11 protein-coding genes are annotated in these 13,183 nt (G+C 57.7%); 6 read left to right on the top strand and 5 right to left on the bottom strand.

Annotated features, from left to right (window positions below; all coding sequences use genetic code 11):
• Positions 1-2: 2 nt before the first annotated feature.
• From AC1DJO_RS24080 to AC1DJO_RS24055, 6 genes are all read left to right on the top strand, one after another.
• The gene (locus tag AC1DJO_RS24080) at positions 3-1,709 is read left to right on the top strand and encodes an adenylate/guanylate cyclase domain-containing protein (RefSeq protein ID WP_112540858.1); all 1,707 of its coding nucleotides are present in this window, start codon (positions 3-5) and stop codon (positions 1,707-1,709) included.
• A 563-nt stretch (positions 1,710-2,272) separates the two neighbouring features.
• Complete coding sequence (locus tag AC1DJO_RS24075) at positions 2,273-2,779, top strand: hypothetical protein (RefSeq protein WP_112540857.1); 507 nt, start codon at positions 2,273-2,275, stop codon at positions 2,777-2,779.
• A gap of 83 nt (positions 2,780-2,862) precedes the next feature.
• Entirely contained in the window at positions 2,863-4,020 is a 1,158-nt protein-coding gene (locus AC1DJO_RS24070; RefSeq protein ID WP_112540856.1) for an efflux RND transporter periplasmic adaptor subunit, read from the top strand.
• Positions 4,020-7,157: an efflux RND transporter permease subunit gene (locus tag AC1DJO_RS24065; protein ID WP_477973250.1), complete on the top strand. Its 3,138-nt coding sequence runs from the start codon at positions 4,020-4,022 to the stop codon at positions 7,155-7,157. The genes AC1DJO_RS24070 and AC1DJO_RS24065 overlap by 1 nt, the downstream gene beginning before the upstream one ends.
• 21 nt (positions 7,158-7,178) lie before the next feature.
• Positions 7,179-8,432 carry an arsenic transporter gene (locus AC1DJO_RS24060; protein ID WP_112540854.1) on the top strand — a complete coding sequence of 418 codons (1,254 nt, stop codon included), beginning with the start codon at positions 7,179-7,181 and terminating at the stop codon, positions 8,430-8,432.
• Positions 8,433-8,594: 162 nt separating this feature from the next.
• Positions 8,595-8,894: a PRC-barrel domain-containing protein gene (locus AC1DJO_RS24055; RefSeq protein WP_112386813.1), complete on the top strand. Its 300-nt coding sequence runs from the start codon at positions 8,595-8,597 to the stop codon at positions 8,892-8,894.
• 916 nt (positions 8,895-9,810) lie between these two features.
• Here AC1DJO_RS24055 and AC1DJO_RS24050 read toward each other — a convergent pair.
• The 5 genes from AC1DJO_RS24050 to AC1DJO_RS24030 form a co-directional block, all read right to left on the bottom strand.
• A complete protein-coding gene (locus AC1DJO_RS24050; protein ID WP_477973265.1) occupies positions 9,811-10,242 on the bottom strand; it encodes a hypothetical protein in 432 nt (143 codons plus the stop codon).
• A gap of 92 nt (positions 10,243-10,334) precedes the next feature.
• Positions 10,335-10,586 (bottom strand): hypothetical protein, encoded by a 252-nt coding sequence (locus AC1DJO_RS24045; protein WP_112386811.1) that lies wholly within the window; start codon positions 10,584-10,586, stop codon positions 10,335-10,337.
• Positions 10,587-11,309: 723 nt separating this feature from the next.
• A complete protein-coding gene (locus tag AC1DJO_RS24040) occupies positions 11,310-11,708 on the bottom strand; it encodes a response regulator (protein ID WP_112386810.1) in 399 nt (132 codons plus the stop codon).
• Between the two features lie 394 nt (positions 11,709-12,102).
• Positions 12,103-12,423: a hypothetical protein gene (locus AC1DJO_RS24035; protein ID WP_442208318.1), complete on the bottom strand. Its 321-nt coding sequence runs from the start codon at positions 12,421-12,423 to the stop codon at positions 12,103-12,105.
• A gap of 136 nt (positions 12,424-12,559) precedes the next feature.
• On the bottom strand, positions 12,560-13,099 hold the full coding sequence (locus AC1DJO_RS24030) for a Pycsar system effector family protein (protein ID WP_112540852.1): 540 nt from the start codon (positions 13,097-13,099) through the stop codon (positions 12,560-12,562).
• Positions 13,100-13,183: the final 84 nt, after the last annotated feature.

Below are 13,183 nucleotides of genomic sequence, written 5' to 3'. Positions count from 1 at the left end.
ATATGACAGATCAATCTCTTCAACGCCGCCTTGCTGCCATTGTCGTTGCTGACGTGGTAGGATATTCGGGCCTTATGGAAGCCGATGAAGCCGCAACCTTGGCGAACGTCAGGGAGCTGCGCTTTGGAATTATCGAGCCTGCTGCGACGCGCCACAAAGGTCGCATCTTCAAGGTTCTGGGCGACGGATTCCTGATCGAGTTCGGTAGCGCAATGGATGCGGTCAAAGCAGCGTTGGAAATTCAACGAGCCACCCTTGCTGTTGAGGATCTCGGAGACCGGCGCCTCCTCTTGCGGATAGGCGTGAACCTGGGGGATGTCATTCATGACGGTTCAGATCTGCTTGGCGACGGGGTAAATGTCGCGGCGCGCCTTCAAACGGCGGCCGTACCGGGCGGCATTTGCATTTCAGCGGACGTTCATGGCGAGATCGCCGGCAGTATCGACGAGCGGTTCTTCGACGCAGGCCAATGCCACCTGAAGAACCTTATCCGCCCGGTCCACGTCTGGCACTGGCCAGATCAGTTGCAAAGCATATTCCCGCTGCCCGATGGCCCCTCGATCGCGGTGTTGCCTTTCACCAATATAACCGGGGATGAAGCGGACGGCTATTTTGTCGACGGCTTGACAGAGGATCTGATCACCGACCTCTCTCGAAGGCCTGGACTGTTCGTCATCGCGCGCAGCTCGGTGTTCGCGTACAAGGGCAAGCAGATCGACGTGCGGGTGGTGGCCCAGGACCTCGGTGTCCGCTTTGTCCTGGAAGGGAGCGCGAGACGCTCAGCGGGCCGTGTTCGCATCAATGCGCAGCTGTTCGATGCCCGTGCCGGCCAGCACCTGTGGGCTGATCGCTTTGACAGAACGATGGAAGATGTCTTCGAGCTACAGGACGAAGTTAATGCCAAGATTGTTGAGGCGCTTGTCGGACGGCTGGCTGTGCCGATACAACGTAATCGGCCGAAGCACTTTGAGGCGTACGATCTTTGTGTCCGCGCTCGGCGCTTGACGGAAGAGTCGCCGCATACCGCGCGCGAGGCCTATATGCTGCTCCAACGTGCTGTTGAGCTTGAGCCATCATATGCCGAGGCGCTTGGGCTGCTCGCCTATAATCGGTGGCTCGCCTGGACTCATTTTGGAGAACCGGAAGATCTCAATCGCCGGACAGCGACGACGTTCGCGCAGAGAGCAGTCAGCCTCGATCCAAACGATGCCGGGTGCCGTTATGTTCTGGGGACCATTTTAGCTTACGAGCGGCGATGGGAGGAATCAGAGGCGGCCTTCGCCAAGGCCTTGGAGCTGGATCCCAACCATGCTGATACCTGGGCTGCGATGTCGGACATGTCAGTTCTCGACGGCAGGGTCGCCGACGGACTGGCACAGATCGAGAAGGCGCTGCGGCTCAATCCGCATCCACCCTGCTGGTATCTTTGTCATCTTGGACAGGCCCAATACGCTACCCGCAATTATGACGGGGCGAAGGCCACTCTCCGCCGGGATGAAACCTACCGAACCAACTCACGTAAATTTCTTGCTGCCTCGCTTGCACAATTGGACGACCTAGAAGAGGCTCGTCGCGAGGCAGAGCTGTTCTTGATCGCCCACCCCCATTTCACGATCAACCATTGGCTCAGTTCCCAACCGCTGCGTGATCCATCTGTTGGAGACCATTTTGTCGACGGTTTCCGCAAGGCAGGCCTTCCGGAGGGATGACAGAAGAGTTGAGCAACTCCACTAACAATGCGATCTTGTCGCCACGGACACCGAGTTAACGTGCCCAGGCGGCATACTTGCGGAGTCCGCGGAGGCCGTCCGCTGTTTCGAATTGAACAAGTCCGGCGAACTTCCTGAGCGCCGGTCCGTTCGCACCCAAGAACGTTGCGGCAACACAACGCTGTGACGGCTTGAGCAGGCCAGAGGATGCCGGAAATTCAACGGTCGCTGCCAGTCCCCCACCTTCCCTCTGCTTGAGATGAAGCGGTCCGCCGAAGAGCCCGACAAGCTCCCGTGCTATCGAAAGGCCGAAACCGTGTCCGGGGAAGTCTCATCCAGCCGCACGCCAGGTGAGACCGCCTCGGGGTCAAAGCCAGCGTCGATGCCCGGCCCATCATCCGTCGTCTTCGACCAGCAATATGCGCATCGTGAACCCAGTTTCTCTGATGTCTTCATGAGAACTAGGGCGCGTTTGCTTAACTGAAACTGAACCGCGACGTTCAGCCTGCGTCGATCCGGACACGCCTATCATCCTCCAGTCACAACGAACTGGAGACAGCATCATGTCCATGGAAAACGACGCTCCCGGCACCTCGCCTGAGCGGCCGGTCCGCAGGGGCCGCCCTCGCCGGCCGGCAACGCATCTGGCGGCTTTTGGAATTGCGGCCTTTGCGGTCCTTGCAATCGGTGCGGCCGGCGGTGCCGCGGCAATGAAATTCACCCGGCCCGGCATCGAGCTTGCACCCTTGACACCCACCTCGATCTCCAGCCTCAAGGACGATTGGGGCGTGGTGACGCTCAAAGGCAAGGTCACGGAGATCTACGGTAACAAGTTCATCGTTCAAGACGAAACCGGCAAGGCCTTGATCGAGACCGGTCCGGCCGGCGATGACGGCAAGCTCGTTGCTGTCGGCGAACCCATCAGTGTCCAAGGCCGCTTCGACGACGGGTTCCTGCATGCGAGCTACGTTGTTCATCAGGATGGCAAGACCGACGCCCTTCGCCCGCCGCCTGGACCTCCCCCGCATGGCGGACCGCTCGGCAATATGTCGCACGAGATGAAGCCCTGAAGCTTCCAAAAACGACGCCTGGCGCGCCGTTGAACCAAAATCAACGGCGCGCGTTATCTGGCGGATTTCCGGGAGTGGCACGCATGATCAAACCTATTGTTCGATTGCTTGCCTCTCCTGGCAAGTCCGTCTTCTTCACGGCATGCGTCGTCACCGCGGCCTTTCAAGGCAGTTCAACAATCGCAGCGGATGCCGCCGCAGTGCCGGTAACCGCAATCGCTGCGCGGACGGGAACGATCGACCGCGTCATCAATGGCATCGGAACCGTTGCACCCCTGCAGTCTGTGACGGTCAGGCCCAGGATCGACGGGCAAGTCGTCGACATCTCCTTTGCTGAAGGGCAGATGGTGCAAAAAGGCAGTGTTCTTCTCAAGCTGGACGATCGCGAATTGATTTCCGCTCTCGCGTCTGCAAAGGCGAAAAAGGCCCAGGACGAGGCGCAGCTAAACAGTGCCCGGACAGACGCACAGCGGTATGCGGCACTCGCCGAGAAGGGCGTTGCGTCGGCTTCGACGCTTGAGCAAAAGACCGCGTCGAGTCAACAATATGCGGCGGCCGTCCAATATGACGACGCGCTTATCAAAAGCGCGGAAACCCAGCTCGGGTTTGCCACGATCACCGCCCCCTTTGAAGGACGCACCGGATTCAAGCAGGTCGATGTCGGCAGCGTCGTAAACGCGAGCTCCACGACTGGCATCGTGACGATCACGCAGATGGATCCGATCGGGGTATCGTTCGTGGCGCCGGGCGACAAGTTTGGCGAGATCAGGGACGCTCTGAATCAGGGTATAGCAGAGGTCAAACTGACGAGCACCGACGGCAGCCGCACACTTGCCACCGGGAAACTGACCACTCTCGACAACTCCGTCGATGCCTCGAACGGCTCCATCCATCTCAAGGCGACATTCGACAATGCCAAGGCGGTGCTCTGGCCCGGTCTGCCCGTCGCAACAACGCTGACGGTCGAGAAACGCACTGGTGTCATCGTTCCTGACAAGGCGCTCGCCCGCGGTCGCGACGGACTCTACGCCTACGTCGTCGGCGCCGGCGGAAAAGCGGTCCGCCGCGCGGTCAAGACCGCCTTCGTCACCGATGCGATGGCGCTGGTTACAGAAGGTATCAGTGACGGCGATCAGGTCGTCATGGACGGTCAGTCACGCATCGGCGACGGCGCGTTGGTTTCGGTCACCCCATGGACCGGCTCCCCGGCAGGTGAGCTCGCAGACAAGGCAACGCCATAATGATCGATCGCGAGCGTAAGCCCGGAGAACCAGCAGGATTTTTTGATTTCTTTATCGTTCATCCGGTCGCGACCGGGCTGATCATGTGCGGCATCGTCCTTCTCGGGGCCATCTGTTATCCGTTTATGCCGGTCTCGGCTTTGCCGCAGATCGACTTCCCGACGATCCAGATCGCAGCAAACCTTCCCGGCGCCTCGCCTGAGACCATGGCTGCCAGCGTCGCCCAGCCGATCGAAGACGCGTTGTCGCGCGTCAGCGGCATATCCGAAATGACCTCGAACAGTTCGCTCGGTACGACCTCGATCACGGTGCAGTTTGGACTCGACCAGGATATCCAGACGGCCGCAAGCGACGTTCAGACGGCAATTAGCGAAGCGGCTGGTCAGCTTCCGAAGGACATGACGTCTCTGCCCACGGTGCATAAGGCGAACCCCGCCGACGCCCCCATCATGCAACTGTCGGCAAGCTCCGATGTTCTAACCTTGCCTGAACTGGATGAGTTTATCGAACGCAATGTGGCATCCAAGATCGGTCAGGTATCGGGTGTCGCTTTCGTAAACATCGGCGGCAAGCAGAAGCCCGCGATCCGGATCGCGGTCGATCCCGGGCGGCTGGCGCAGGCGGATATCACACTCGAGGACGTGCGAACGGCGATCGGCAATCTCAGTCTCAGCGCGCCCAAAGGAAACATCGACGATCCGACCAGGACCTTTCCGATCTACACGAATGACCAGATCGGTAGCAGCGCACAGTGGAACGACGCAGTCATCGCGTATAGCAGCGGCGGTCCCGTTCGTATCCGCGATATCGGTCAGGCGGTCGATGGCGCCGAAGACAACAAGATGGCGCATTGGACCAATGGCGAGCGCGGTATCGCGCTCGACGTCTTCCGTCAGCCGGGCGCAAACGTCATTGCTGTCGTAAACGCCGTGAAGGAACAGCTCCCGGCGCTTCAGGCGTCACTGCCCAAGTCGATCAAGCTCGAGCTCGTCACTGATCGCACGACAACGATCAGGGCATCAGTCAATGATGTTCAATTCACGCTGATGCTGACGATTGGTCTGGTCGTCGTGGTGATATTCCTTTTCCTGCGAAACCTCCGCGCGACGATCATTCCGGTGCTGACGCTGCCGATTGCGCTCGTCGGTGCGTTGGCGCCGATGTGGGTGCTCGGTTTCAGTCTCGACAACCTGTCTCTCATGGCCCTCGTCGTGGCTGTCGGATTTGTCGTCGATGATGCGATCGTCATGCTGGAAAACATCACCCGCCATATCGAAGACGGCGTCGATCCCCGTGATGCCGCCCGCAGAGGCGCGCGTGAGATCGGTTTTACCATCGTCTCGATCAGCCTGTCGCTGATCGCTGTTCTCATCCCGGTCCTATTGATGGGCGGCATCGTTGGACGCCTGTTTCGCGAATTTGCGATCACCTTAACGGTCGCGATCGTCATTTCCGCCATCGTGTCGCTGACGTTGACCCCGATGCTGGCTTCCAAGCTGATCCGCCCGATCGATGAACGCCAACGGGGGCGGTTCTACCGCCTCGGAGAAGCGTTCTTCGATCGCCTCACGTCGCTTTATATCGCGAGCCTGAGGCCGGTGATCCGCCATAGGATATTGACGCTTGGCGTCTTCATCGCGACGATCGCAGGAACAGCCTATCTGTTCATTGTTATCCCCAAGGGCTTCTTTCCGGAGCAAGATACAGGTTTCATTGGCGGGCTATCGCAAGCCTCTCCGGATATTTCCTTCTCGGAGATGTCAAAACTGCAGGAGCGGGTTAGCGCCATCATCCTGAAGGATCCGGCGGTCTACAGCGTGTTCATGGACATCGGCGGCGGCAATGGCGGCAACGCGCTCAATCAGGGCCACGTGAACATTACACTGAAGCCATTGGAGAGCCGGAACGTGAGCGCCAGGCAAGTCATCGAACGGCTCGGCCAGGCTTTGAATGCGCAGCAAGGCATCAAGCTTTTCATGCAGTCCGCCCAGGATATCAATATCGGCGCGCGGCCTGCCAAGACCCAATATCAGTTCACCCTTCAGGACGCCGATATCGAGGAGCTTGGTACCTGGGCATCGAAGGTTACCAGCCGCCTTCAAGGCGTCTCGCAACTGCGGGATGTTGGCAGCGACCAGCAAGCTGAAGCGCCCAATCTGTCGATCAAGATCGATCGCGCCGCAGCAACGCTTTACGGGGTTTTGCCCTCCGGCATCGACGACACGCTTTACGATGCCTTCGGTCAGCGGCAGGTCGCGTCCTACTCGACGCAAACGGATACGTTCCGGGTGATCCTCGAAGTTCTTCCCAACCTGCAGCGCGACATTGCAACGCTGGACCGGCTTTCCATTCGTGCCAGCAACGGCACCTTGGTTCCGCTTTCCGTGGTGGCGAAGTGGTCGACGGACGGCGTCTCACCCGTCTCCATATCGCACCAGGGTCAGTCGCCGGCGGTCACGATCTCGTTCAACCTTGCCCCGAATGTCGCGCTTGGCGAAGCGACGCAGGCAATCGAAACGGCAGTGGCCGACATGCATCCGCCGGCTTCGCTGCAGACAAGTTTCTCCGGAAGCGCCAAGGCTTTCAAGGATTCGCTCGGAACCGTCCCCTTGCTGATCCTGGCGTCGCTCGTCGTTGTCTACATCATTCTCGGCGTCTTGTACGAAAGCCTCATCCATCCGTTGACGATCCTCTCGACGTTGCCATCAGCGGGTCTTGGGGCATTGCTTGCACTCAAACTGGCAGGTTTCGACTTCGGCCTCGTCGCAATGATAGGGGTCATCCTGCTGATCGGCATCGTCAAGAAGAATGGCATCATGCTAGTGGATTTCGCGATCCAGGCAGAGCGGGAAGAAGGTCTCGGAAGCGAGGACGCGATCGTCAAGGCAGCACAGATGCGGTTTCGTCCGATCCTGATGACCACGATGGCCGCATTGCTTGGAGGGTTGCCTCTTGCCATCGGTCACGGATCTGGCTCCGAATTGCGGCAGCCGCTCGGCTACGCAATTGTCGGGGGTCTCCTTGTGAGCCAGTTGCTCACCCTCTATACGACACCCGTCATCTATCTGCTGCTCGACAAGCTACGCAAAAATCGTACAGAGACGGCGGGCAGTCAGAGCAGCGCCTCAGCCGCATAGCTTCCAAGCACGGGGAAAGATATGAACACATCCTTCTACACCTGTGCCATCGCGAGCGTCACAGCCGCCGGTGTTGTTGTCCGGCCGTTTCGTCTGCCTGAGGCAATCTGGGCCGTTGGCGGAGCTTTGCTCATCCTTCTATCCGGCATCCTCAACCCTATGGAAGTCTGGGCCGGGGTGGCAAAGGGTACCGACGTCTATCTGTTTCTGATCGGCATGATGCTCCTATCCGAGCTTGCCCGGAAAGAAGGGCTGTTTGACTGGCTTGCAGCCATTGCCACGTCCTATGCAAGAGGATCGCCAACGCGGCTCTTCGCTCTTGTTTATGGTGTCGGCATTCTCGTCACCGCATTCCTGTCCAACGACGCGACGGCTGTTGTTCTCACGCCCGCTGTCTACGCCGCATGCCGCGCGGCAAAGGTCAGGGATCCGTTACCTTACCTGCTGATCTGTGCCTTTGTTGCCAATGCCGCAAGTTTCGTCTTGCCGATATCCAATCCTGCAAATCTGGTGATCTTCGCTGGCGGCGACATGCCATCGCTGTCTCGCTGGATGAGTACGTTCATGCTCCCGTCTATGGCTTCTATCGTCGTGACTTATCTGACGCTTTATTGGTCGCAACGCCGGACGCTCGTCGCTGACACCGTGGACACCGCGATCGCGCGCCCGCATCTCAGCATCTCTGCACAGCTTGCCGGATTTGGGTTGGTCGTCACAGCGGCCATTCTTCTGTGGGCCTCAGCGATGCATGTCAGCCTGGGGCGGCCTACGTTTATAGCCGGCATGATAACGACGCTGGCCGTGCTCGCCGTTATCCGGCAAAACCCAATCAACGTCTTACGCGATGTCAGTTGGGGCGTCATCCCTTTGGTCGGCGGATTGTTCGTCGTCGTTGAGGCGGTCAATCATACGGGCGTCGCTACCATACTTGCGGACCATCTCAGGACGCTCGGCGCACATTCCGAAGTGCAAGCAACCGCAGTTGCAGGGACCGGTGTCGCCCTGCTTTCGAATCTCATCAACAATCTGCCTGCCGGTCTTTTCGCCGGAAGCGCTGTCCAGGCCGCGGAGGTCTCCGATCGCATCGCTGGCGCGGTGCTGATCGGCGTGGATCTCGGCCCAAACCTTTCGGTGACTGGTTCCCTTGCGACAATCCTTTGGCTGACGTCATTGCGCCGGGAGGGCATCGAAGTCAGCGCGCTATCGTTTCTGAAAATTGGCGGCGTCGTGATGTTCCCCGCACTGTTGTTGTCGCTTGCCGTTCTCTTGGCCTGATCGAGAGGGGTCCCATCAACACCGTGCTGCAGTCGCATCTCTGAAAAAAATTTATGTTCAGGGATACTTGAAGAATGAATTCTCCGCTGGTCGCCAATCTTCAACTGATGCCGGAACATTTGGTCACCGATTTGATTATCCTCCACTAAGGAGGAAATAATCATGGACCATACAAACCACGTACGGCTGACGGCATCCGAGTTGACGCCCGCCGTTCTCGAAGGTGCCACGATCTATGGCGTCGATGATCATAAGGTCGGCAAGATCGATCACATCCATGCTGCTGGCGGCGCCGGCGGATCCGCAGTGATCGATGTTGGCGGGTTCCTCGGCATTGGCGCCAAGCCGGTCGCAGTTCCGATTTCGGATCTCGAGTTTATGCGAGACGAGGACGGCGATGTTCACGCCGTCACCAGTTGGACCAAGGATCAGCTCAAGCAAATGCCTGAACACCGAGACTGAGATCGTCTCGAACTGTTCTCCAGCACCGCAATTGGCGGTGCTGGAGAGATCGCACCCGATCTAACTGTATCTCGGGCCATGCTCGACAGTTCGGCGACTAGCCTCCGGCTTAGTGAGTTTGTATTTTCTTAACGGGCAAGTGACGGAGGCAGGCGCGAACGATACGTCGACTGGGTCTTATAGGCCGGGCGGGAGCCTGCCCCTATTGACGACGCTATAGCCAAGGAACCGCAAACCACGGACAAGCGCCAGTGGTCCCTCTTTTTCATCCACTCTAGTCTCTCCGATACCGTCCCAGTGTCGGCGCTGCCAGCTTTTGAACAAGGTCTCGAACGCTGCATAGTCAGCATCGGACATGGGAAATGGCTCCGGAAAATGCGCGACATAAATTTCGCCGGCATTCAATGGTTCCCATTCGATGACTATCGCTCTCAACGCGTTAATCTCCCGATTTTTGGTTGGGCGGCTAGCGAAGCTCACGCCGCAGATCTTCCAGAATCGGCCGCTCCCCGCTCAATATCTTGCACTTTGTCCTCTCGAGCGAATCCACCCGGTTAACTTCTGGAAAACTAGCCATCGTCCGAGACGCGTGTGGCTAACCAATCTCGCACTTTACACTATCTATATAGCAAGCTCGAGGGGCCAGTCTGCCTCGATCGTCCACGCAACTGCGCTTGGCGCCTGGTTGCAGGTACCCACCGAGCCAGGCGAAATCGCCCTTGATCGCTATGCCTTTACGGCCCTCCGAAACGGCGGCCTTAAGGGCAGCTTCGGCAATGCCTCTGCGGATCGGCCATGCCCTCTGTCGCAACGCGTCCAAAAGGAGCCAGCGGGATTAGCACGCCTCACCTGAGGTTCTTGATCTGCGGTGCGATATGAGGATCCCCCCCGCTCCGTACCGCCATCGTCGTCACAACTACTTTTGGCAGAGTTTGGACACGTTGCGTTGGAGACCCCGAAGCAGCGCTTGAGCGATTTCATCTTTTAAACCTTGGACGATATCGCCGAACGGGCCACTGGTGCGGATGATCTCGAACGAGCTTTCCGTGGTTTTGCAGGTGGATAGATCGAAATGCAGGCTGACATCAGCTGTTGCCGAAAACCCGCCTTGCACCAAAGTATTGTCTGATGTCTTGCAAGCCAAGGTTCCCCGGGCTTTTGCCTCGGCAAGGTCACCGTTCACGGACACGTCGAGTCTCTCGATCTTCACATAATCTAGCTTGTCGACGCCAACTTCAACGCTGATGCCAAAGCTCGATGCGTTTACCTTAAGCGCCCGGCACGGCTGTGCGTCACCGATCGCTCGCTCCAGCACATTCTCTGCTGCGGCAGGACGCTGTGTAACCATCAGCGCTATTGCTGTAAACACTGCAAAGGCGCCCACCCATCCTGGCATCATTCTTTACCTTCCGCGAGGCTCGAGCCGTCCCGACCCGTGAGTTAATGGCTGCTGTAGAGCTCGGAGCGGAAATCCTCATCCGCTCTTTCGGGGAACAAGTGCCGCCGGGTCTGCCGCAGGCCGTCAGCTTGGCGTCGATGCTTCTCGACCACGTGATTTGTCACGTCAATAAGCGGGCCGCCATCTCGCTCAGCAATGCGGACCGTGCCTCCTTGAGAAAGAAAATCGCAAAACGCCTCGACCGATCTGAGGTGGGCCGTGAGCTCGACGTATCGGTGGTCGTATTCTTTCATGACATCCTCCAGCGGAAAAGATCACAAGAGACTTCGGCGAGAAAATGGCTGCGCGCTGAGATTTGCGGTTAGGGGTTATCCAGCCGTTCAACCGTCTATGCATCAGCCCTCGAACTTCCACCCGACTGGCTGCCAGCAACTGGAGGAGCTATCCAGCGTGATTGGCAGGTCGCGTACTTGCTTGCAAGCGCCGATTTAGACCATTCCGATTCCGTCGAAGTGATCGTGTGACACCGGATGCGTTGGGAGCGGGTGCTCCTTGTGTATTCATCAGTTCTCTCTAGGCAGATGCTGGGGATTGGGCATGCGAGTCTCCATCCCAGCCGGGCTATACTGTGATTGCCGCCGCCTCTCACAAATCTTTATGGCAGTTCCTTAGGCTCGCCACGAACCGACAAGTACCGTTCCCTGAAAATCCTGAATGTTACGCGCCACAACTGCTAATCCCTGAACGAGCGCGGTGGACGGCGATCGCATCAGCTACATTGCGGCGATCAGGAATATGTAAGTGGGCCCACCGCGTAGGGATAGCGCCATCGATCGGTATAACTCGCTCTGAAAACTCCGGCCGAACGCGGCTATCCATCCATTCTCGCAGGTGCTGTCCCAGTGCGCAGTCTCAGGGTTGCATGCAGAGTATTCCACGCTCAGGTTCTAAATAATTTCATAGATTATCAATTGGCACCGGTTTGCTCAATCCCAATGCTCATACTCTGACGCGCTTCAGAAAGCCCGTTTTCGCATTCCGCCTACCCTGCAATCAAGGATTGCCGTCATGTCGCCAACCATCGAGACAATGGTTTCCAGCCGATAGGGTTTTGCGATGAAGGTTGCTCCGCCAGGCAACTCGTCAGGGCGCAGGCAATGACCTCCGGAAGCGATGATCACTGGAACGGGCATGCTGGTCAACGAGATCATCCCGGCCAGATCGAGCCCGCTCAGTCCACCGGGCATATCAATGTCCGTAACGACGGCGTCGATCTTGCGCCGAGCGAGAGCCGCGATTGCCTCAAGGACATTTTCGGCTTCGACAACGTCGTAACCCTCATCCCTAAGGGTGTCTGCCAACATCATCCTGATGAGAAATTCGTCTTCAACGATGAGAACTGTGCGCTGATACATGTCAGTTTCGCTCCGTGGTCACGAGATGAACTCGCAGCGACCCGAATAGATCGTCTTTCAGACAGGAGTATTCGCAGACATATTTAATAAAATACGAATGAACCACGGCTCTATGCCGCGAGCCAGATGCCGGAACGTTTATTGTCTGGTTGGTCAGCCTCGGTTGCTTCCAGAAACCTCATCGGCTGTTCAATATGCGGCCTAGTTCCTTCAACCGGGATAAAAGCAGCCCGGCTTCGGAGGCGAAGGCGGGCCAACGGCCCACGGTTGCTCGAAGCTCGTTGATGATCTCGTTCGCAATTCGTGCTGGTATCGAAGCTGCCTTGGCGATCAGCAGCGGCATGGCTATAATGTCGGGCGCATATTCGAAATTGCTTCGCCTCTCGGTGCCGCTTCACGCCAAGGTACCGAGCTTGCGCGACCGCCCCTCCAGATCAATCATCACAGCCATTTGTTGACAGGTTCGAATTTCACGATTACGCGCCCTTTTCCTCAGTGGCCGGTCGATGACGTCATCAATGGTTCTGGGCGCCTGCGGGGGGAACAACTGGCCGAATTCGACTTCGGCACGAAGCACGAAAGCAATCTTGACCAGGGCTTCGATCGAGATCTTGCCAGCTTCCTTGAAAAGGCGCAGCGAACTATAGGATACGCCTGCTTTGGCAGCGAGATCGCTCTGCGTCGAACCTAGGACGAGAGCGGCCTCAACGATCATAGCGTGATGGAGCGGTATGGTCCTTCGATAGCGACGGCCATGGCCGATTTTTGGCCTACCATTGAACGGATGGTACGAGACCACTTCAGGAGACCGGCTTTAAGCAGTACGCTGGGGGACCGTCACGCGCAGACTATCAGGCCGCAATAAGCAACATCACATAGGCGACTACAGTCACCATCAGTCCGCGGAAGGCGAGCGTCACGCAGCGGTACTTGCCGCGAGCGATCGCCGAGAGAATATCAGCGTTGTCGAGATACTCGGCAAAGAGGTAACGCTGGTCGTGGCGCGCAGCCGCTTCCCAGAAAAGCTGCCGGTGCTTGCCCCAGCTTCCCCAGAACATCGAAGTCGACTTGTTCACGTGACGAGGCAACACGACGAGTATCGCCGATAGAATCGAGAAGACCGATGCCGCAGCCAGAAGCCCGGAGAACAGCAGTGTCTTTGGATCGCCACCGACATAGCGCGTCCATGTAAAGACGGCCCTGACATCCCCCGAGCTAACGAGGAACGCAAGCATGAAGGTGAAGATGTAAGCCGCCTTTTGATCAGATATCTTGATCTGGTCGTAGAAGATATCGTTTATCTTCTTGATATGATCAAAATATTCCGATCCTATGACATTCGTCGAAGGAAAACTTTCCATCAACTCAGTAGCACCTTCAAGATCGCTCACCCAAACATCTCCACCGTCAAGTGTCTCCCTGATATTACACTTAGCCGCCAAAGCAAGATGAGCGGTACAACTTCTATTGACTTT

It is taken from the genome of Rhizobium sp. 05N430, from assembly GCF_056396985.1.
The sequence above is the reverse complement of the archived record's forward strand: the minus strand, read 5'-3'. Positions and strand labels throughout refer to the sequence as shown.